Source organism: Streptomyces sp. NBC_01622 (genome assembly GCF_045209635.1).
GTDB lineage: Bacteria > Actinomycetota > Actinomycetes > Streptomycetales > Streptomycetaceae > Streptomyces.
Window position 1 is genome coordinate 6,149,474 of sequence record NZ_CP109293.1, and the last position, 20,486, is coordinate 6,169,959.

The 20,486-nt window shown below is 71.1% G+C and carries 19 protein-coding genes; 15 read left to right on the top strand and 4 right to left on the bottom strand.

Annotated features, from left to right (window positions below):
* Positions 1 to 7: 7 nt before the first annotated feature.
* The 13 genes from OH768_RS28280 (at position 8) to OH768_RS28340 (ending at position 12,540) form a co-directional block, all read left to right on the top strand.
* Entirely contained in the window at positions 8 to 421 is a 414-nt protein-coding gene (locus tag OH768_RS28280; RefSeq protein WP_093627692.1) for a DUF3151 domain-containing protein, read from the top strand.
* Positions 422 to 576: 155 nt separating this feature from the next.
* On the top strand, positions 577 to 1,416 hold the full coding sequence (locus OH768_RS28285) for a tryptophan 2,3-dioxygenase family protein (protein ID WP_406458182.1): 840 nt from the start codon (positions 577 to 579) through the stop codon (positions 1,414 to 1,416).
* Positions 1,409 to 2,602, top strand: coding sequence for a kynureninase (gene kynU / locus OH768_RS28290; RefSeq protein WP_406458184.1), 1,194 nt, complete (start codon positions 1,409 to 1,411; stop codon positions 2,600 to 2,602). The genes OH768_RS28285 and kynU overlap by 8 nt, the downstream gene beginning before the upstream one ends.
* Positions 2,603 to 2,889: 287 nt before the next feature.
* Positions 2,890 to 3,783, top strand: coding sequence for an alpha/beta hydrolase (locus tag OH768_RS28295; protein ID WP_406458186.1), 894 nt, complete (start codon positions 2,890 to 2,892; stop codon positions 3,781 to 3,783).
* 162 nt (positions 3,784 to 3,945) lie between these two features.
* The gene (locus OH768_RS28300) at positions 3,946 to 5,019 is read left to right on the top strand and encodes an alpha/beta hydrolase (protein WP_406458188.1); all 1,074 of its coding nucleotides are present in this window, start codon (positions 3,946 to 3,948) and stop codon (positions 5,017 to 5,019) included.
* Complete coding sequence (locus tag OH768_RS28305; protein WP_406458190.1) at positions 5,012 to 6,202, top strand: acyltransferase; 1,191 nt, start codon at positions 5,012 to 5,014, stop codon at positions 6,200 to 6,202. Before OH768_RS28300 ends, OH768_RS28305 begins: the two co-directional genes overlap by 8 nt.
* Before the next feature lie 10 nt (positions 6,203 to 6,212).
* Positions 6,213 to 7,625, top strand: a complete 1,413-nt coding sequence (locus OH768_RS28310; RefSeq protein WP_406458192.1) for a sensor histidine kinase — start codon at positions 6,213 to 6,215, stop codon at positions 7,623 to 7,625.
* Positions 7,622 to 8,299, top strand: a complete 678-nt coding sequence (locus tag OH768_RS28315; RefSeq protein ID WP_406458194.1) for a response regulator — start codon at positions 7,622 to 7,624, stop codon at positions 8,297 to 8,299. Before OH768_RS28310 ends, OH768_RS28315 begins: the two co-directional genes overlap by 4 nt.
* 120 nt (positions 8,300 to 8,419) lie before the next feature.
* Complete coding sequence (locus tag OH768_RS28320; RefSeq protein WP_406458196.1) at positions 8,420 to 9,763, top strand: sensor histidine kinase; 1,344 nt, start codon at positions 8,420 to 8,422, stop codon at positions 9,761 to 9,763.
* Positions 9,760 to 10,428 (top strand): response regulator, encoded by a 669-nt coding sequence (locus tag OH768_RS28325; RefSeq protein ID WP_406458198.1) that lies wholly within the window; start codon positions 9,760 to 9,762, stop codon positions 10,426 to 10,428. The genes OH768_RS28320 and OH768_RS28325 overlap by 4 nt, the downstream gene beginning before the upstream one ends.
* A gap of 150 nt (positions 10,429 to 10,578) precedes the next feature.
* The gene (locus OH768_RS28330) at positions 10,579 to 11,223 is read left to right on the top strand and encodes a hypothetical protein (protein WP_406458200.1); all 645 of its coding nucleotides are present in this window, start codon (positions 10,579 to 10,581) and stop codon (positions 11,221 to 11,223) included.
* Between the two features lie 13 nt (positions 11,224 to 11,236).
* Positions 11,237 to 12,109, top strand: a complete 873-nt coding sequence (locus OH768_RS28335; protein ID WP_406465476.1) for a glycine betaine ABC transporter substrate-binding protein — start codon at positions 11,237 to 11,239, stop codon at positions 12,107 to 12,109.
* 62 nt (positions 12,110 to 12,171) lie between these two features.
* Positions 12,172 to 12,540, top strand: a complete 369-nt coding sequence (locus OH768_RS28340; RefSeq protein ID WP_406458202.1) for a hypothetical protein — start codon at positions 12,172 to 12,174, stop codon at positions 12,538 to 12,540.
* Here OH768_RS28340 and OH768_RS28345 read toward each other — a convergent pair.
* Positions 12,519 to 13,352, bottom strand: coding sequence for a response regulator transcription factor (locus OH768_RS28345; RefSeq protein WP_406458204.1), 834 nt, complete (start codon positions 13,350 to 13,352; stop codon positions 12,519 to 12,521). The genes OH768_RS28340 and OH768_RS28345 overlap by 22 nt on opposite strands.
* Before the next feature lie 103 nt (positions 13,353 to 13,455).
* Positions 13,456 to 17,199 (bottom strand): helix-turn-helix domain-containing protein, encoded by a 3,744-nt coding sequence (locus OH768_RS28350; RefSeq protein WP_406458206.1) that lies wholly within the window; start codon positions 17,197 to 17,199, stop codon positions 13,456 to 13,458.
* 161 nt (positions 17,200 to 17,360) lie between these two features.
* On the opposite strand from OH768_RS28350, the gene OH768_RS28355 reads away from it, so the two are divergent.
* The gene (locus OH768_RS28355) at positions 17,361 to 17,591 is read left to right on the top strand and encodes a hypothetical protein (RefSeq protein ID WP_406458208.1); all 231 of its coding nucleotides are present in this window, start codon (positions 17,361 to 17,363) and stop codon (positions 17,589 to 17,591) included.
* A 187-nt stretch (positions 17,592 to 17,778) separates the two neighbouring features.
* On the opposite strand, the gene OH768_RS28360 is transcribed toward OH768_RS28355, so the two are convergent.
* Positions 17,779 to 18,267 carry a hypothetical protein gene (locus OH768_RS28360; protein ID WP_406458210.1) on the bottom strand — a complete coding sequence of 163 codons (489 nt, stop codon included), beginning with the start codon at positions 18,265 to 18,267 and terminating at the stop codon, positions 17,779 to 17,781.
* Between the two features lie 699 nt (positions 18,268 to 18,966).
* On the opposite strand from OH768_RS28360, the gene OH768_RS28365 reads away from it, so the two are divergent.
* A complete protein-coding gene (locus tag OH768_RS28365; protein ID WP_406458212.1) occupies positions 18,967 to 19,464 on the top strand; it encodes a hypothetical protein in 498 nt (165 codons plus the stop codon).
* Between the two features lie 247 nt (positions 19,465 to 19,711).
* Here the strand turns inward: OH768_RS28365 and OH768_RS28370 are convergent, their stop codons facing one another.
* Positions 19,712 to 20,428 carry a TIGR02391 family protein gene (locus tag OH768_RS28370; protein ID WP_406458214.1) on the bottom strand — a complete coding sequence of 239 codons (717 nt, stop codon included), beginning with the start codon at positions 20,426 to 20,428 and terminating at the stop codon, positions 19,712 to 19,714.
* Positions 20,429 to 20,486: the final 58 nt, after the last annotated feature.

Here is a 20,486-nt window from a genome sequence, read left to right on the forward strand (position 1 = left end):
GGAACCCATGACGATTCACGAGAACCTCCTCGGGGGACCGCCCCCGACCCACCTCCCCGAAGACCCCGGGCCGCGCGACCTCCTCGCGAGCGGGACTGCGCCCGCCGAGGTCGCCGCGAAGTATCCGACCTCCTCGCTCGCCTGGGCCCTGCTGGCCGACGACGCGTTCGAGCGGGGCAGCGTCGTGGAGTCGTACGCCTATGCCCGTACGGGCTACCACCGCGGCCTGGACTCCCTGCGCCGCAACGGCTGGAAGGGGCACGGTCCGGTGCCCTGGGAGCACGAGCCGAACCGCGGGTTCCTGCGTGCGCTGCACGCCCTCGCGCGGGCCGCGCAGGCGATCGGGGAGCAGGAGGAGTACGCGCGCTGCAGCCAGTTCCTGAAGGACTCCTCGCCCACGGCGGCCCAGACGCTGGGCTGACGCGGGTGCGGTGATGCGGGTCCGCCTGGGTGTGACCAGGCGGACCTTGCGGTCTTGCGGGACGATTGTGCAGGATGCCCGGTGGGGACCGGGGCCCCCGTGTCGGAATTCGGCAGGGGCGGACCGCTACCCGGAGTACGCATCAGGAGACAGCGATGTCCCAGCAGGCTCAGGAAACGCAGGAGCCCGAGGCCCCGCATCTCGACTTCCAGGGAACGACCCCCTACGAGGACTACGTCCAGGCGGACGTCCTCACCCACCTCCAGCACACCCGCTCCGACGACCCCGGCGAGATGGTCTTCCTGGTCACCACCCAGGTGATGGAGCTGTGGTTCACCGTCGTCGTGCACGAGTGGGAGACCGCCGCGCGTGCCCTGCGCGAGAACCGGGTGCCGGTCGCGATCGACGCGCTGAAGCGTTCCGTACGGGAGCTGGAGGCGCTCAACGCCTCCTGGCGGCCCCTCGGCCAGCTCACACCGGCGCAGTTCAACTCGTACCGGGCCGCCCTCGGCGAGGGCAGCGGCTTCCAGTCGGCGATGTACCGCCGCATGGAGTTCCTGCTCGGCGAGAAGTCCGCGTCCATGCTCGTCCCGCACCGCGGCGCACCGCGCGTGCACGCCGAGCTGGAGAAGGCACTGCACGAACCGAGCCTCTACGACGAGGTGTTGAGGCTCCTCGACCGGCGCGGGCATACGATCCCGGAGGCCGTGCTCACGCGTGACGTGTCGCTGCGCTACGAGCCGTCGGAGCAGGTGGAGGAGGTATGGACCGCCCTCTACTCCGGTGACTCCGGCGACGAACTCGCCCGGCTCGGCGAGGCGTTGACCGATGTCGCCGAGCTGGTGTGGCGATGGCGCAACGACCATCTCGTCGCCACCCGGCGCGCGATGGGCGCGAAGACCGGGACGGGCGGCTCCGCAGGGGTGGCCTGGCTGGAGAAGCGCGCGCAGAAGAACGTGTTCCCCGAGCTGTGGACGGCGCGTTCCCATGTCTGAACTCGCGCTGAAGGCAGAGAAGTTGGACGCCGCCGACGAACTGGCGGGCGTACGTGCGCAGTTCGTCCTCGGTGACGATGTCGTGTACCTGGACGGAAACTCGCTCGGCGCGCTGCCGGTAGGGGTCCCCGGCCGGGTCGAGGACGTCGTACGGCGGCAGTGGGGCGAGTTGCGGATCCGGTCCTGGGACGAGAGCGGCTGGTGGACCGCGCCCGAGCGGATCGGCGACCGGATCGCCCCGCTGGTCGGGGCCGCGGCCGGGCAGATCGTCGTCGGCGACTCCACAAGTGTCAATGTGTTCAAGGCGGTTGTGGCAGCCGTGCGGATGGCGGGCCCGGGGCGGGACGAGATCGTCGTCGACGCCACGACCTTTCCCACGGACGGGTACATCGCCGAGTCGGCGGCCCGGATGACCGGCTGCACGGTGCTGCCGGTGACCCCGGCCGAGGTGCCGGGCGTGCTCGGCGACCGTACGGCGGCGGTGCTCCTCAACCACGTCGACTACCGCACCGGCCGGCTGCACGACCTGCCCGCGCTCACCGCCGCCGTACACGCGGCGGGTGCCGTGGCCGTCTGGGACCTGTGCCACAGCGCGGGCGCCCTGCCGGTCGGACTGGACGAGCACGGGGTGGACCTCGCGGTCGGCTGCACCTACAAGTACCTGAACGGCGGCCCGGGTTCGCCGGCGTATCTGTATGTGCGCGAGGAGTTGCAGGACCGCTTCGACTCCCCGCTGCCCGGCTGGAACTCGCACGCCGAACCCTTCGGCATGCGGCCCGCCTACGAACCGGCGCCGGGCGCGCTGCGCGGCCGGGTCGGCACCCCGGACATCCTGTCCATGCTCGCCCTGGAGGCGGCCCTCGACGTGTGGGACGCCGACGGCGTCTCGGTCGGGGCGGTGCGGGCCAAGTCCCTCGCGCTGACGGACTTCTTCCTGGAGTGCGTGGCGTCGTACGTGCCGTCGGGGCGGGTGGAGTCGGTGACTCCGGTGGCCCACGCGGAGCGGGGGAGCCAGGTCGCGCTGCGCTGCGCGGACGCCGGTGACGTGATGAAGCGGCTGATCGAGCGGGGTGTGGTCGGCGACTTCCGGCACCCGGACGTGCTGCGGTTCGGATTCACGCCGCTGTACGTCGGGTTCGGGGACGTGGAGCGGGCGGCGCGAGTGCTGGGGGACCTGGTCCGCTAGAAGCTCTGGAGAGTGTGTATCTCGATCTAACCGCCGTAGGCTGCTGGAGCGGTTAGATGCCAGTGACGTGCCGGTGACGTGCACCGCAGAACCGTCTACGCCTCACCGAGCGTGACAACCGCGGTCTCCGCGCACGTCACTGGCCTGGTAGCGTCCCGGCCGACGGCCGAATTTCTCCGCGTGTCTCTCTCCTGGTCGCCATATCCCGTCACATCCCGTTCCGTCCAAGTCCTCCCCCAGTGCCGAAAGCCTGGGAGGTGCCCCCATCGTCGCTGAGAGGTTGGAGCATGCCGGACGACACCGCTGCCGCACGTGCCGCCACAGCCGCCGCAGAAGAGGAGTCGGCCTTCTCGCACCCCGCCGTGGAACCCGACAGCACCGCCGCGTACGGCGACCACCCCGACCAGGTGATCGACTTCTACGCCCCGCACGGCGAGCGGGTGCCGGGCGAACCGGCGCCGCTGGTCGTCGTACTGCACGGGGGTGCGTGGCGGGCGCCGTACGACCGCCGGCACATCACCCCGTTCGCGGACTTCCTGGCCCGCCGGGGGTTCGCGGTGGCCAATGTCGAGTACCGGCGGGGGGCCGCACTGCCCGCGCAGGGCGGTACGCGCCCGGTCGCGGGCCGCTGGCCGGAGACCTTCGACGATGTCGCGGCGGCGCTCGACGCGCTGCCCGCGCTCGTCCGGGAGGCGCTTCCGCAGGCCGATCCGCGCCGCACGGTGCTCACCGGCCACTCGGCCGGCGGACACCTCGCGCTGTGGGCGTCGGCCCGGCACGTCCTCCCCAAGGACGCCCCCTGGCGCACCGACGCCCCGGCCGCGCTGCGCGGTGTGGTCGCCCTCGCCCCGATCGCCGACTTCACGGTCGCCGAGAAGCTCGGGGTGTGCGGGGGAGCGGCGGGTCAACTCCTGGGCGGAGAGGCCAAGTTCGCGGAGCGCCTGCCGTACGCCGATCCGACGCTCCTGCTTCCCACCGGCATCGCGACCACGCTGGTCCAGGGCCGCGCCGACCTCGAAGTCCCGCAGGCGGTCGCCGAGTCGTACGCGGACGCGGCGGCGAAGTCCGGCGAGGTCGTCGGCCTCACGCTCCTTGAGGACGTCGGCCACTTCCCCCTGATCGACCCGGCGGCGGACGCGTGCGCGGTGGTGGCGGAGGAGATCGCACAACTGGCGTGGTGAGCGGCCGACTTCGGTCGGCTATCGTCCGCCCCGGTCATACCCGTAGTACCTGAGAGCTACGGCGCAGGTGAGTTCCCTGGCGGGACGCGGACGACGTGCGCGGATCCGTAATTTCCCTTCCAGATCGGTCCGACGGCGGCCGGTGCGGGAGGGGAGACGGACATGGGGCTGGGCAGGGGGGTGGTCGGGGCCCGCGCGGAGACCGGTACGGCGGTAGCCGACTCGGTGGAGAGGGGCCCGGCCGGGGAGGTCGAGGCGCCACGTGTCCGCAACAGGCGTCGCCGAACCGGCAGTTGGCGCCGCGCGCTCCTCGCCGCGCTCGTCATAGGCGCGGTCGTGATTCCTCTCTCGGCCGCGGCCCGGCCCGAGATCCCCGCCCCCGCTCCGGCCGCGCTCGCGCCGCTCACGCCGGCCACGTTGGACGAGACGTACGCGGAGAACGGCGCCAACGCCGCCGAGGCGTCCCGCATGGCCGCCGCCGACGGGGACGAGCGTCGCGCCGCTGCGGACCGTGCCATGGCCGACCCGGCCCGTCACCTCCTCGCCTTCGACGGCCGTGGCCAGGGCCTGGCGACGGAGGTCCTCGGCGACCTGGCCCACGCCGACCGCATAGCAGTCCTGGTCCCGGGCTCGGACACCTCGCTCGACACCTACGACCGCTTCCGCGCCACCGCACTGAACCTCCGCCGACAGCTGACCCACGACGCCCCGAACTCCCGTACGGCGGTGCTGTCCTGGCTCGGCTACGACACCCCGCGCACGGTGAGCGCCACGGTGCTGACCGCGGGCAGAGCGGACCGAGCGGCCCCGTATCTGCGGGAGTTCATACGGCAGCTGCGCGGCATCACCGGCCGCACGGCGCGGATCGCGCTGCTGTGCCACTCGTACGGCACGGTCGTCTGCGGCCGGGCCGCCGCCGGCCTGGACGTGTCCGACCTCGTCCTCGTCGGCAGCCCCGGCACGGGCGCCGACTCCGTTGCGGGACTGCGTACTTCGGCCCGCGTCTGGGCGGCGCGCGGCGACGGCGACTGGGTGGGAGGCGTCCCGCACGTCAGCGCCGACCTGTTCGGCACGACCGTCGGCTTCGGCACCGATCCGGTGTCCCCGGAGTTCGGCGCCCGCGTCTTCGCGGCCGGCGACGGCGGCCACAGCGACTACTTCTCACCGGGCACGGCCTCCCTGGCCAACCTCGCCCGGATCGTCCTCGGCGAGACCACGGAGGTGACCCATGCTTGAACGCCTCCGCCAGGCTGCCGTCCGCCTCGACGCCGCGACCCCGCCCGACCGGGACCGTGCCGTGGACGCCCTGCGTGCCTTCGCGATCCTCGGTGTCGTCCTGGGCCACTGGCTGGTGACCGCGCTGGTCGCGGACGGCGGCACCCTGCACACGGCGAGCCCGTTGCGGGAGATGCCGTGGCTGGCGCCCATCTCCTGGGTGTTCCAGACGCTGGCGGTGTTCTTCCTGGTCGGCGGCCATGTGGCGACCCGGGGCTACGCCTCCGCACGCGCCCGGGGCACGACGTACGGCCAATGGCTGGTCGCCCGGCTGTCCCGGCTGTTCACCCCGGTCGCCGCGGTCCTCGTCGTGTGGACGGTGACGGCCGTCGCGCTGCTCCTGTCCGGCACGGACTTCGACACGGTCCGCGCCCTGGTCAAACTGGCGTTGTCACCGATGTGGTTCCTGGTCGTGTTCGCGGGCCTGACGGCGGCCACCCCACTGCTGACCCGGCTCAACCCGCTGTGGCCGCTGGCCGTCGTACTGCACGTGGACCTGATCCGTTTCGGGCTCGGCGGCCCGTCCTGGCTCGGCTGGGTCAACGTGGCGGCGGGCTGGCTCGTGCCCTACACCCTCGGTGCGGCCTGGACCCGGGGCGAGTTGGACCGGGCCCGGGCGGGCTGGGTCCTCCTGGCCGGCGGTACGGCGGCGACGGCGGCACTCGTCCTCTGGGCGGGCTACCCGGCGTCGATGGTCGGCGTCCCCGGCACCACGATCTCCAACCTGGACCCGCCGACCCTGGCCGCCGTCACCTTCGGCCTGGCCCAGTGCGGCCTGGCCCTGCTGCTCCGGGACCGGTTGCGCCGCGCGCTGCGCCGGCCGCTCGCCTGGTCGGCGGTAGCACTGGTCAACCTCTCGGCGATGACGGTCTTCCTCTGGCACCAGACGGCCCTGATGGCCACCACGGCCGCGACCCTGCCCGCCGGTCATCTGCCCGGCCTGCACACCCGCCCCGACGACCTGACCTGGGTGGCGGCCCGACTGGCCTGGCTCCCGGTGTTCGCGCTGACGCTGACGGTCTGCTGGGCGGCGTTCCGCGTGTACGAACAGGGTCCGAGGCGCCGCCCGTCACGCCGCGCACGGGTCGTCCGCGCCCACACCCACCCGCCCCACCCGGCAGCGAAGCGCCCTCACCGTGCCTAGGGTTGACCGGGTGAACGCAGCCGCCGAGGGTGCCGGGCCCCCGCACACCGCGCCCAGCCTGTTCCCCAGGCACCGCTGGCTGCGTTACGTCACGTACGCGCTCGTCTCCCTCGCCGCTCTCGGCCTCTCCCTGTCCGGCATGGACGAGATGATGAGTGAGTACGAACTGGGCGTGCCCCAGGGCTTGTTGGCGGGCTTCGGGCAGGGCGTCGCCCTGGTTCTCGCCCTGCGTCGGCCCGTCCCCGCCTGGGCCCTGTCCCTCACCGCGACGGCTGTCACCGCGTTGGCAGCGCGTGCGGCCGTGGATCCCCGCCCCGCCCTGGGGCAAGTCCCGTACCCCGGCCCCGGCCCCGACTGGCCCTGGAGCACCACCGAAGTCATCGTCCAGGCCGTCGTCCTCCTGCTCGTGGCTCTGCGTGTGCCGACCCGCAGAGCTCTCGCGGCGCTGGCCGCGACCGGCCTGACGACGTTCGTCATCCAGGGTGTGCTCGGCGCCCAGAGCTACTCCTCGACGGGCGTGTCCGCGGTCGTGGTCTGCGCGGTGGCCGTCCTCATCGGCACCGCCCTGCGCGGTCGCAGCGAGGCCCGTACCCAACTCGTGGAGCAGGTCACGATCACGGCGGAGGAACGGAACCGCCGCACACTCCTGGAGGAGCGCAGCCGTATCGCCCGCGAGCTGCACGACGTGGTCGCCCACCACATGTCGGTGATCTCCATCCAGGCCCAAGTGGCGCCCCTCCTGGTCGACAACCCGTCGGAGGAACTCAAGGAGAACCTCGACGGCATCAGACAGAACGCCCTGGAAGCGTTCGCCGAACTGCGCCGGGTCCTCGGAGTGCTCCGCTCGGAGAACCCGGAGTATCCCGACGACCCCTACACCCTGGGCGGCCCCGGCACCGGTGCCGCCCCCGACGCCCCGCAGCCCACCCTCGACCGCCTGGACGCCCTGATCGAGAACACCAGGGCCGCCGGTCTCGACGTGCGCGGCGACGTCAGGGGCGAGGTGCGTCCGCTGGCACCCGGCGTGGAGCTGTCGGCGTACCGGATCGTCCAGGAGGCCCTGAGTAACGCGCTGCGGCACGCCCCCGGTTCCACCGTCGCCGTGGAGGTCGCCCACGACCCCGACGGGCTGCGGCTGATCGTCACCAACTCCCGCCCGCAGCAGGCCGCCCCGCCCTCCCCGGGCGCCGGGCACGGTCTGCTCGGCATGCGGGAGCGGGCGGCGATGCTCGGCGGACACCTGACCGCGACGAGAACGTTCCAGGGCGGCTTCGCGGTCGTCGCGTTCCTCCCCAGGGACGGCGTCGCACTCCCCGAGGGAGCCGACGGACCCGACGGCCCGGACAGCGCCGACGGATCCGATGCCCCCGACAGACCCGCCGCCCCCGAGATCATCTTCCCGACAGGAGACGAGACCCCATGACGAGCGGCACCATCCGTGTACTCATCGCCGACGACCAGCAGATGGTCCGCCAGGGCTTCACCGTGCTGCTGAACGCCCAGCCCGGCATAGAGGTGGTCGGCCAGGCGGTCGACGGCCTGGACGCGGTGGCCAAGGTCGCGGAACTCGCCCCGGACGTCGTCCTCATGGACATCCGCATGCCCGAGCTCGGCGGCATCGAGGCCACCCGCCGCATCACGGTGGCGACCCCGCACATCAAGGTCCTGGTGCTCACCACCTTCGACCTCGACGAGTACGTGTACGAGGCGCTGCGCGCCGGCGCCTCCGGGTTCCTCCTCAAGGACGCGTCCGCGGAGCAACTGGCCGAGGCGGTCCGGGTGGTGGCCGCCGGTGACGCACTGCTCGCGCCGGGCGTCACCCGCCGTCTGATCGCCGAGTTCTCCCGGCTGAACGGGACACCGCGCACCCCCCTCAAGTCACGCGTCGGCGACCTCACCGAGCGCGAGACGGAGGTGCTCGCGCTGATCGCGCAGGGCCTGTCCAACGCGGAGATCGCCGAGCACCTGGTCGTCGCCGAACAGACCGTGAAGACCCATGTCGGCCGCATCCTGGTGAAGTTGGGCCTGCGGGACCGCACGCAGGCGGCGGTGTTCGCGTACGAGTCGGGGTTGGTGCGGCCGGGCGGGGGCCGCTGAGGCGGCTGAAGGCTGTCCGGTGCCAGGTCTCCGGCATACCCGTAGTACCTGAGACGGACGGGCGAAGACCCATCTCACAGGTGACGACGGCGACGGACCCCTCCGCCTACCGTTTTGAATGTGACCGAGACGACCCAGCAGTTGCCGCCGGCGGGCGGGGCCAAGCCGCGCAGCCCGGAGTTCAGGCTTGCCGCGGACGCCCTGCGCGGACTGCGGCAGGACCTGTTCCACGACGCCTTCGCCTACCACCCGCTGCCCCCCTCCACCGCCGACGGCCCGCTGACCCGGCGTCTGAAGGGCCGGGCACGGGAGTACGCGGCCTGGAGCCCGCACGCCCTGATCACCGCGGTCGGCCTGCTCGCGATGTTCGTCGCGACGAACGACGAGGCCCGCGGCGCGGGCAGCAACCTGATCCTCGGCCTGCTCGCCCTGGTGCCGGTGCTGCTGACCATGGTGCGGCCGGTCGGCGCGTTCTGGCTGTCCATGGCCGCGACCCCGGTGGCCACCGCCCTGGCGACCGAGTTCGACGACGAGTGGCCGTGGCGGACCGGCAGCTTCGTCTGCCATCTGTCCGTGCTCGCGATCGTGGCGATACGCACCCGGCCGCGCACGGCCGCCTGGATGTGGGCGCTGACGGCGGTCTACGGCATCGGCGCCACCAGTTTCGCCGGTGGCCACGCCTTCGGCTCGAACAGCGCGCAGATGCTGTTCCTCTCCGCCCTGGTGCTGCTCGGCGTCGCCGTCTGGCAGATCCGCCGCGAGGCCCGGCAGGAGGTGACCGCGCAGCAGACGGTGACGGCGCACGAGCGGTCCCGGCGCACCCTCCTGGAGGAGCGCACGACGATCGCCCGTGAGCTGCACGACGTGGTGGCCCACCACATGTCGGTGGTTGCCATCCAGGCGGAGGCCGCGCCCTACCGCGTGGAGAATCCGCCGCCGGAGCTGGAGCGCGCGTTCGTCACGATCCGGGAGAACGCGGTGGCGGCTCTGACCGAACTGCGCCGCGTCCTGGGCGTGGTGCGCGCGGAGGACTACGAGGCGCCGGACGCCCCGCAGCCCACCCTCGCCGACATGGACGCACTGCTCGCCAATGTGCGCGACGCCGGCCTGGGCGTCGACAAGGCGGTGACGGGGGCGGTGCGTGAACTCCCGCAGGGCGTCGAGCTGTCGGCGTACCGGATAGTGCAGGAGGCGTTGAGCAACACCCTGCGGCACGCGCCAGGCGCGAGCGCCCGCGTGGAGATCGGTTACGTGCTGGGCGGGCTGGGCCTGCGGATAGTCAACGGCCCGATGCCCGAGCCGAGCCTGGTGAAGCCCTCACCCGGTGCCGGGCACGGCATCACGGGGATGCGGGAGCGGGTCTCCATGTTGAACGGCGAGATGACGGCGGCCCCGGTGGACGACGGCGGCTATGAGGTGACGGTGTTCCTGCCGGTTCCGAGTGCGAGCGAAGGTGACGCATGACCATCCGGGTACTGATCGCGGACGACCAGATGATGGTGCGCGAGGGCTTCTCGGTCCTGTTGGGCGCGATGCCGGACATCGAGGTCGTCGGCGAGGCGGTGAACGGCCGCGACGCGGTCGAGCGGGTGCGTGAACTGGCCCCGGACGTCGTCCTGATGGACATCCGCATGCCCGAGATGAACGGCATCGAGGCGACCCGGGAGATCGTCGCGGCGGACGGCGCGGCGAAGGTGCTGGTGCTCACCACGTTCGACCTCGACGAGTACGTGTACCAGGCGTTGCGGGCGGGAGCTTCCGGCTTCCTCCTCAAGGACGCCTCGGCACGCCAACTCGCCGACGGGGTGCGGGTGGTGGCGGCCGGCGAGGCGCTGCTGGCCCCCTCCGTCACCAGGCGGCTGATCACGGAGTTCTCGAAGCTGTCCGAGTCACCCCGGCTCGTGCCCACCGGGCAGCAGGCGACGTACGGGGATCTGACCGAGCGGGAGACGGAGGTGCTGATTCTCATCGCCCAGGGGCTGTCGAACGTGGAGATCGCCGAGCGGCTGGTGGTCGCCGAGTCGACGATCAAGACCCATGTCAGCCGCGTCCTGGTGAAGTTGGGGCTGCGGGACCGTACCCAGGCGGCGGTGTTCGCGTACGAGGCGCGGTTGGTGAGGCCGGGGTGACGCGGGATTCCGAGGTGACTCCGATGAAACGCTGAGCCGATTCTGTCCCCGGCTGTGAGGGGACGTTGATCAGCGGCGGGCGGTTCCGTTCGAGAGTGGTGCGCAGCAACTGGTACTTCCACCGAACTCCCCCTCTCGATGGAGTGATCCATGGCATTCGCCCCGCGCAAGAAGAAATCCGCCAAGCGCTTCTCCCCTCGCACGATCGGTGTGCTCGGTGCCCTCACCGTGGGGGCCTCGCTGCTCACGGCTCCGCAGGCGCTCGCCGCGGACACCCCGACCAACGCCGAACTCCTGAAGGCCTGCAGCTGGGCGAGTTTCTGCAAGTTCCGTCCGCAGAGCTACTGGAGCTACACCGGCCCGGCGCACCAGGTCGGCAGTACCGCGTACAACTGCGGCACCCAGACCAACCAGCACCGGATCGACTGGTCGGACACGACCACCGCAGGCAACACGGTCGGCGTCTCGGTAACGGCGGGCTACAAGTTCGCCGAGGTCTTCGAGGTGCAGGTCGAGACGACCTACAGCCACACCTGGCAGAACTCCCACACCGACACCGAGTCCAACACGGTCAACATCCCCTCGGGAAGCTACGGTTGGATCGAGCGCGGCACCTCCAAGCAGCAGGCGAAGGGGTGGTGGGAGATCCAGTTCAGGGACAAGTACTACGGCCACTACGACTGGTACGTGTACGACTACCAGGAGTCCGGCTTCAACAACGACAACCCCAGCTACGGCTATGTCACCTTCAAGGACAAGCCGATGAGCCTGGCTGATCGCGGCCGGCACTGCTGACGGGCGGGGCGTGATGTTCCGTACCGCCGCTCTCGCGGCCGGCTCGCTCCTCCTTCTCCCCGGCCTTCTCTCCGGCTGCGCGAGCGCGAACGCCGCGGGCACGCACGTCGGTTACGCGGACAGTGCGGGGCCGGCGGTGATCGGTACCGACGGTTCGGCGGAGAGCCGGGTCGTGGCGGCGCTGTACGGCGAACTCCTTACCCGGGCGGGGAAGAAGGTGCGGACGGCGGACGCCTCGTACGGGTCCCCGGTCGACACCGCGCAGGCCGTGGTGGACGGCAGGATCAGCATCGCGCCCGCCTACGAGTCCACCCTGCTGCGGGCGATGCCGGGCGGGCAGACCATGCACGGGAACATGGAGGCGACGCTGAGCATGGCGTTGCCGCCGGGGATCGTCGCGTTGCCTCCGGCGGCGGCGCAGGGTGGGGTCGTCCTCGCGGTGACCAGGTCCACCGCAGGGCGGCACAAGCTGCGCAGCCTCGCGGACCTCCGCGGGGCCGGCACAGGTCTGACGCTCGGCGGTTCCGCGTCCGGCCATCCCGACGCCCCGTCCGTCACGGCCTTGAAGCAGGCGTACGGCATCACGCTCACCCCGGCCGGGACAGCGGAGGCTGCGGACATCCGGGTCCTGCGCAGCACCGACCCGGTGATCGCCCGGGACGGGCTGGTGGTGCTCGCCGATCCGAAGTCCGTCGTACCGCCCGAGCATGTCTTCCCGTTGATCAGCGCCCCCGCCGTGGACCTGGCGGGCCGGACGGCGCTGGCCAGGGTCAACACCCTGCTGACGACCGCCCAGTTGGCGAAGCTCACCGCGTCGGTCGATGCGGGCGAGACCCCCGGCAAGGCGGCCAGGGCCTGGCTGCGGACCAAGGGCCTGCTGCACTAGGACCAGGCCCGTAACGATCACATCTGCGCAAACCACCCAAGAATGGCGGTAGTTCCATGTCCATGCGCACGGTCAGACGCAAGGTCGTCATGGCGATGCTCGCCGTGGCCGCCACCGTCGGCGGTCTCGCGGCCCCCGGTACGGCCTCCGCGGCAGGCGACAAGTTCGTGACCCTCAGGGTCTGCAGCGGGTCCACCGAGACGGTGAAGTTCTTCTTCGTCGGGGAGAACCAGTACGGGGACTGGATCGGCTCCCAGTTCTGGGAGATCGCGCCGAAGGGCTGCACGACGGCGAGCGGCTACTGGTGGAAGGCCGGGCAGTCGGTCGAGTTCCACCACCGCAAGCCCAGCACCGGCTGGCGCTGGGAGCCCAGGCTGATCTCGTACAACGACACGCGGGACAAGGCGGTCTACGACCTCTGGATCGGCTGACCGACCCCGGTTCCGCCGATCCCACCACTGCCGGCCCCACCACTGTCGACCCCGTCACCGGCGCCCCCCTTCCCGGTGACGGGGTCGGCGCTCAGCAGATAGCCCGCGCCCCGCACGGTGCGGATCAGCGACTGGCCGGAGTCGCCCAGCTTGCGCCGCAGGTAGTAGACGTAGGTCTCCACAACTCCGGACTCGCCCTGGAAGTCGTACTTCCACACGCTGTCCAGGATGTCCCCCTTGGAGATCACCCGGCCCGCGTTCTCCATGAGGACCTTCAGCAGGGCGAACTCGGTGGCCGACAGCTGCACCGGCTGCCCGTGCCGCCACGCCTCCCGGGTGTCGACGTCGAGTTCGACGCCGGCCGCGCGCAGCCGTCGGGGGGCGGCGGGGACGTCGTAGCCGATGTCCCGGACGTGGCCGGTGCTCCGGGAGCGGCGGATCAGGGCGCGGATGCGGGCGCTGACCTCGGTGAGGTCGAAGGGTCTGGTGACGTAGTCGTCGCCGCCCATGGCCAGTGCGCGGCAGGTGTCCGCCACCGAGTGGCGGGTGCCGAGGAAGAGCACGGGGATGTTGTTCCCCGCGGCGCGCAGCTGTCGGCAGACCTCGGTGCCGTCCAGGTCGGGGAGGACCAGGTCGAGCAGGACGGCGTCGGGCCGCCGCTCGCGGACGGCGGTGAGCGCGTCCGCACCCGTGGCCACGGTGTGCGTGTCGAAGCCGAGGAACCCCAGGGCCGTCACCAGCGGCCCGGAGATGCCGGCGTCGTCCTCCACCACGAGGACGGAGGGGCGGTCGGGGGAGCGATCTCGGGTCACGTCTGACGCACCTTCGGTCAAGGGGAACTGTCAGGCCTCGCCCCCCAAGGCTGGCGACCGGAGGGTTGTCCAAGTAGCCCCTTCGATCACTCCAGACAAACAATCACCGCTGTTCACAGGTGTGTTGGTAGGGCGCGTCGGGGATGTAGGCGCGCCATTGGGCCCGGGTCAGCGAGGTCCCGGCGCGGGCGCACACCTGGGTGAGGGCGGCGGACGCCGAGAGGGCGTAGCGCTGGAGCGGGACGTGGTCGCCGGCGACGTAGAGGGTGCCGTTGTCGGGGCTGAAGGCGAGGGAGCGGATGCCTTCGCCGGGGGTGGGCAGGGTGCCGCCGAGGGGTTGCTGGGTGGCGGTGTCCCAGAGCTGGACGGTGCCGGCGTCACCGGCGACGGCGAGGGTGCGGCCATCCGGGCTGAAGGCCAGGGCGCTGACGGCTTCGGGGGTGCCGAGGGCCGGGCCGGGGAAGACATTGGGCAGGATGCCCGCGCGCTGTCGGAGGTCTCCGTCCCAGAGGGCGACGCGGCCGGTCAGGTCGCCCGCCGCCAGCCGGGAACCGTCGGCGCCGAAGGCCAGCGCGCCGATCCGCCCGCTCTGGCCGAGGGCCCGCGCGGCGACCGGCCCGGCGGGCAGAGCGGCGCTGTGGCTGCCGCCGACGAGCAGCCGGCCGTCGGGCCGTACGGCCAGGAGGTGACTGTCGAAGCCCTTGAGCACGGCCGTCCTGCGGTGCCGGGTGACGTCCCAGACCTCGTCGGTGAGGTGCGGGGTGCCGGGAGTGCGGGCGGCCAGCAGGGTGCGCCCGCCCGGCCCGAGGGCGAGCGCGACCGCCGTACCGGCGGAGGACGAGGTGATGTCCAGTGTGGTCCGTTCGCGATCACCGGTGACGTTCCACACGGTCAGTCGCTGCGGGGCCGCGTCCCGGCCCGGTGCGGACACCCCGTACGCGAACGACCCGCTGTCGGGGCTGAACGCCATCAGGGACTTGGTGTACCGCGGTACGACCGGTTCGCTCCCGGCGACGGCCACGGGGAACGGCGGGGAGGGCAGTTCACGCAGCAGCCGCCCGTCCTCGGTGTCGCGCAGCTGGAAGCGGTAGTGGCCGCCGGTGCGTTCGGCGGTGGCGAGGGTACGGCCGTCGGGGCTCAACAGCGCGTTGTCCAGGGGCTGTCGGCGCCAGCGGGAGGTGAGGGGGGTGGTCATGTCGAGGGTGTGGACGGTGGAGCCTTCGAGGTAGCGCAGGACCGGCAGGCGGGGGTCCCAGGCGAGGGAGGCGGAGGGGAGCTGGCCGTTGAGGGGGTAGCGGAAGACGGGTGCGGCGTACCGGGAGACGGGCGCCGACAGCCGCCACACCCTGATCTCGTCGCGGCACGATGCCGCGAGGAACCTCCCGTCCTCGCTGAGGGCGGCGTACTGGACGTCGGGGTAGTAGACGTCGGCGAGGAGGCGTCCCGTGGTGGTGTCCCAGGCGCGGATGCCGGTGGTGGACAGGGCGGTGAGCCGGTCGCCCGCGCCGAACCGCAGCAGTCGGTTCGGGTCGTCGCAGATGTCGCGGGCCGACTCCCAACCGCCGTGCAGCGTACGGTGCTTGGCGAGGTCCCACACGGCCGGCGCGTGCCCCTCCCGGCACACGGCGACCCGGCGGTCGTCGGGGCTCGGGACCAGGTCCGGCTCGCCGGTGCCCGAAGTCCCGTACAGCAGCCGGTCGTTGGCGACGGACCGCAGTTGTGTCCGGCCGCGGTCCGGGTCGGCCACCAGGTAACTACGGTCGCTGGCACCGAAGTCGAGATCGTAGGACGACGGCAGCGTCCGCGCGGGACCGGTCCACCTCCCCGCGGCCACGTCCCACAGCCGCTGCCCGTCGGGCACTTGGAGCACCACGACCCGCGCGTCGGGAGCGGCGGCGAGCACCGTGCCGTACGGCAGCTGTCCGGATGCTCTACGGCGGTGGGTGGCGACGTCCCAGGTCCGCCAGGTCCGTCCCTCGGTGCTGAGCACGGTGCGGCCGGAGTCGGCGAGGAAGCGCGGGGTGTCGCCGTCCGCGCCGGGCGCGGTGAAGGCGTCCGACTGCGGCTGGGTGAGCGCGCCGAGCAGGGCCGAGCGGCTCTCGGCGAGCGGGGCCGTACGCCAGGCGGCGACGCTCAGCAGCATTGCGGTCCTGGGGTCGGTCGTCCGCATCGACGCGGCGACCGAGGCGATCCGGCGGGCGGCCGTCTCGGTCCGCTCCCGCACGCCGTTGCGGTGCAGCTGCCAGGCGACCAGTCCGGTGACCAGCGACAGCGTGACGGCGACGGACAACGAGACGACCAGCCGCCGGGCCCGGCGGGCGGTCCGGGTGGCGGTGCGGTGTTCGTGCGCGCGGGCGTCGAGGGCGGCGGTGAGGAAGTCCCGCTCCAGCGTGTTGAGTTCGGGGGAGAGCCCGGCCGCGAACATCTCCTCCACCTGGGCCAGCCGTGTGCCCCGATACAGGGTGCCGGTGTCGCGGCCGAGCTCCTCCCAGGTGTGGGCGGCCTGGGTGAGGCTCCGGTGGTGGCGCAGCCGTTCGCGGTCCTCCTCGACCCAACTGCGCAGTCTGGGCCAGCTGTTGATGAGGGCCTCGTGGGCCAACTCCACGCAGTCGGCGTCCATGGTCAGCAGCCGGGCGCGGGCCAGCCGTTCGACGACCTCGCACAACTCCGGGTCGGAGACGTTCAGTTCGCCGCGCCGGACCGGGCGCCGGGTGTCCGCCGTCCCCTGCCCCGGTTCGATCAGCCGCAGCAGCACCTGCCGCGCCATACGGGCCTGGGCGGGGGTGAGGTCGCCGTACAGGTGCTCGGCGGTCGCGGCGATCGCGCCGGACACCCCGCCGGCCGCCTCGTAGGCGGCCATGGTCAGGGTCCGGCCGTGGCGCCGGTACCAGGTCTCCAGCAGGGCGTGGGACAGCATCGGCAGCGCGCCGGGCCGGTCGACGACCTCGTCGATGATCCGGGCGGTCAGCTCCCGCTCCACCAGCAGTCCGGCGGCGGCGGCCGGGCGGACGACCGCCTCCCGCAGCTCCGTCGCGTCCATCGGCCCGACCGGCAGATGGGCCTCCCGCAACGCGTCCACTAGCCCCCGGTGCTCCGCGCACCGGTCGTAGAAGTCCGCCCGTACGGCGATGACGACCCGCAGCCGGTTCCGCGGCTCCCGGGCCGCCAGCAGCAGTTCGATGAAACGGGCCCGTTCCTTCCGGTCCCGGCACAGCGTGAAGATCTCCTCGAACTGGTCGACCACCACCCACCTGTCCGGCTCACCGTCCGCCGGGGTCAGCAGATGTCCGTGGGTCGCCGCCGGTGTGGCACCCGGGGTGAGCACGCGCAGCACCGCCGCGCAGCCGTCCTCCTGGATGCGCCGCCGCAGCCGGGGTATCAGCCCCGCCCGCAGCAACGACGACTTCCCACTCCCGGACGCCCCGAACACCATCGCCAGCCGGTGTTCGCACACCAGCTCCAACAACTCCCCGACCAGCCGCTCCCGCCCGAAGAACAGCGATTCGTCCCCGGGCTCGAACCGCACGAGCCCGCGATACGGCGGCTCGTCCCCGCCACCGCTGTCCTCCTGCCGTACGGCCCGCTCCTCCTCGGCCGCGGCCTTCCACCGCGTCTCCCACTCCCCGGGATCGGCGTCACAAGCCTGCACGTACGCAAGCACCACGGCCAGCGACGGCAGTCGCTCCCCACCGGCCGCCTGCGCGAGGGTGGCCGCCGAATAGTGCGCCCGCCGGGCCAGGGTCCGGTAAGACGGCCCGCCGCACGCGGCACGCAGTTCCCGCAGCTGATGCGCGAGCCGCTGAACGGCTCCGGCCTCGGGATCCACCGGCCGCTCGGGACGTCCCATCGCACCACCAATCGCCCGTTCCTGACAGGTCGCCATGATTGAAACATCAAGAAGCGGAGAGCGGGCCGGGACCGAGACACAGGCCCCGCGATATTCACCACAAGTCCACAGGCGGTACGGCCGCCAGCCGGGACATCCCTGGTCAGCGGCGCGTCCGATGGTTGGCGTCGGTCCGTGGCAGCTGTCGGCAGTTGGCCGGTGAACTGGCGGACCGCTGGCGGCTGCGGGCGACGGCGGTGGAGAACGGCGGTGCGGCGAAGCCGTTGTACGAGATGACGCCCGAGGAGTGGCGCGCTCACAACCGCGGGCTGTGGGAGGCACGTCTGCCGCGGGTGCGCCGTCCGATGACGATCCAGGAATGGATCAGCGGCCAGTACGAGAACGAGGCGTAGCGGATCGCTGCCAGGCTGGAGATTTCCCCGCGGACTTCGGTTTGCCGCTAGTCCGTAGCTTTTGGGTGCCCGAGGCCGGCGTACACCAGCCAGACGCGGCGCCTTTCCTCGTCAATGAGGTATCAGAGTCGGCCCCCGCCGGTGACTTCGATCTGCCACTGCGGGAGCCGCTCTCCCTTCTTGGGACTCACTCGCCCGGAACCTCCGGCGGCTCGACGGATCCGAGATCTTCACTGAGCGGCTTCGTCAGTTCGCCGTGCAGTGTTTCGTCGGCGTGGATGAGGGCGGTCGACTTCCATGCAGCGAGGACCGGGGCCAGCAGACCTACATTGTCGAGGTCGACTGCGGCACGTGCTGTCTCCACGAATTCGACGAGGAACTCGCGGACAGCCGCATCTGGGAGGTAGCGCACCCAGGGGAAGGCTTCAGGAAAGACGTGAGTGAGTATCTTCACCGCCTGGGGGTCGCTCTTCATCATGGCGACGAAGATCCGGGTCGTGGAGTCGACGACCTGCACCGCTTCCTCGGCGCGGGCAGCGGTGGTCAGGTAGAGGTCTTCGTCGTCGCGGCGGTGCAGGAGGATACCCCGGCGGGTGCTGCCCTGCATGCGCGCGATCGTGTCCTTGGGCTTCTGTAGTAGCTCAGAGAGGTTCGCTTCGGCAGGCATGGTGGTCATGACTTCAAAAGTAGTTCAGAAGTCCAAGGCTGTCTACATTTTTCCAAGTCTCAAGCGACGCCTTTGGTGAGTACCTGCCGCTTGACCTGCAAAGACGATGTCATGCAGACAAGAGATATGCGTGGCGCGTCAGGATCCCGCTCCAAACGTGACCGTAGGTGGTCGAGCGGGTCGGGTCGGCATGTGCCTGGGTCTCTGGCCCATGGAGAGGCGATGTACGCGATCCCGTAACGTCGCCGGCCTGCGGTCTCGCCGTTCTCGGCAACCGTTGCATCTGGCCAACGGTTGGGGCCCGCGTGGTCTGCTGCACCACGAGGCTGGCCAGTCGCGGGGCACCCACAGTTGGGGGCAGTGGGAATGTGAGTACCTCTTGTCCAGGGGGGCCTCGTCGGTGAGGCCCCCGGCAGTGAGCTGCGGGGTACGCGTCAGTCCCGACCGCGGTCTTACTGGGATCGCAGGAAGATTCCCGTTGGCGGGGGGCGAGTCCGACTCGGTCATCCCGCATGTGGCTCCGGACGACGAAGTCGCAAAACCCTGGCCGGTGATCTTCCCGGTAGCGAGAAGATCGCGGCGGCCGAATGCAGCAGGCAAGTGGCGCCCGTGTCGAACCCGTCGTCACGTTCCGGCAACAACTGCCCGCGCTCTGTAGGCGGCTGACACTGTGACCGCACGCGTCATCCACACCATCGAGGGGGCCTTGTGCGCCGCACCATCCTGCCTATCGCCGCCATCTTGCTGACCGCCGCGTGCAGCGGCAGCCCGAAGGCCGGCACAGCCGCCAACGTAGGCGGTAGCGCAGCCAAGCCGCTCACCGCCACCAGCTCCTTCACGAAGCTGTCCGCCGCGGTCTCCGCGGCGAAGCAGTCCGGCATCGTCACCGCGGCCAACGACGGGAACCACCTGTTGGGCCGGCCGAACCAGTACACGTCGAAGGTCACCTTCACCGACTCCCGGATCAAGGCCAGCGACGTCGAAGGTACGGACAAGGGTGACGTGGACCGGGGTGGTGCGATCGAGGTGTTCGCAGATCCAGCCGACGCGAAGGCGCGCGCCAAGTACATCCAGGCCGTCACCAAGTCGATGCCCGTGTTCTCCGAGTACGACTACGTGCATGGGACGGTGCTGGTGCGGGTGTCGCACTACCTGACACCGACTCAAGCCGCCGGGTACAAGGACGCACTTGACAAGCTTAACTAGCGATCGACGCGCGGGACGGCTGTCGCCCGCGCATGCCCAGCGCCGCCACGACCAAGCGGCAAGAGCCACGCCCGAGGGCGCTCTCCCGGACGCCGGCTCGACTGCGATGGGAATGGACCCGTCCCCACGATCTCTTCCGCGTGGATTCAGGCCATGGAAGCAGAGCGCGAGGCACAGACTGTCTACGAAGCGGCCCGGGATGCCTACTACGAGGCCGCGAAGGCCGAGTAACGCCAAGATGCCCGGGTCAGCTCCGGCTTGCCTCGATCTTGTCGAGCAGCCGCATCAGCAGGTCGGCAAGGAGCACGGCCTCGGCCGCCTCGGTGGGGTCGGTGTAGTCAACTCGTCGGTGGCTGGCCGGGTTCTTGAAGAGCCCGATGGCGCCCTTGAAGAGCTCCATTAGAGCGACAGCTTCGCCGCTCTCTGCCTCTGGGTCTGAGAGCGGACCGCCCTCCTGTCCTTCCTTTCCCGGCCGGAATGCTTCTTGCATCAGCGGCCTCCCCACCAATCCGGTGGACAGGCCCGAGATCTCGCGGACCCGGACCTCGACCTCCTTCATCGCCATGAGGGCGGCAGCCTCGAAGTCGCCGCGCAGGTACTGAGGGCGAGCCGCACCTTCAAGAACCGGGACCATTTGAACGTCGAGTCGTTGGACGGCGCGGATCCACGGAAGCCCACGGGTAAGAGCTTCGTGTCCCTGCCGACTGATGAAGAAGGCGCCGATGCTGTTCTGATCGACGTCTGGGACAACGAGCCCGCGGTTCACGAGCCAGGCCCATGCCTCGCCGAGTGCTGCTACCGCGTCCTTGCGAGTGACGTAGCCGTGGTGAGAGGCGGCGAGCAGCCAGTTTCGGTAGTTCCACTCATTGCTCTGCAGGGCGTCTCTCAGTACCCGTAGTGCGAGATCGTCGATGGGAAGAGCAACGACGTCGTCGGCCTCAAGGGTCCAGCCAGCGGTGGGCATGTCTCTCCAGTCGGATGAGCGTGAGCGGCAGAATACGTGTAGCGATCCGTAGCGGATC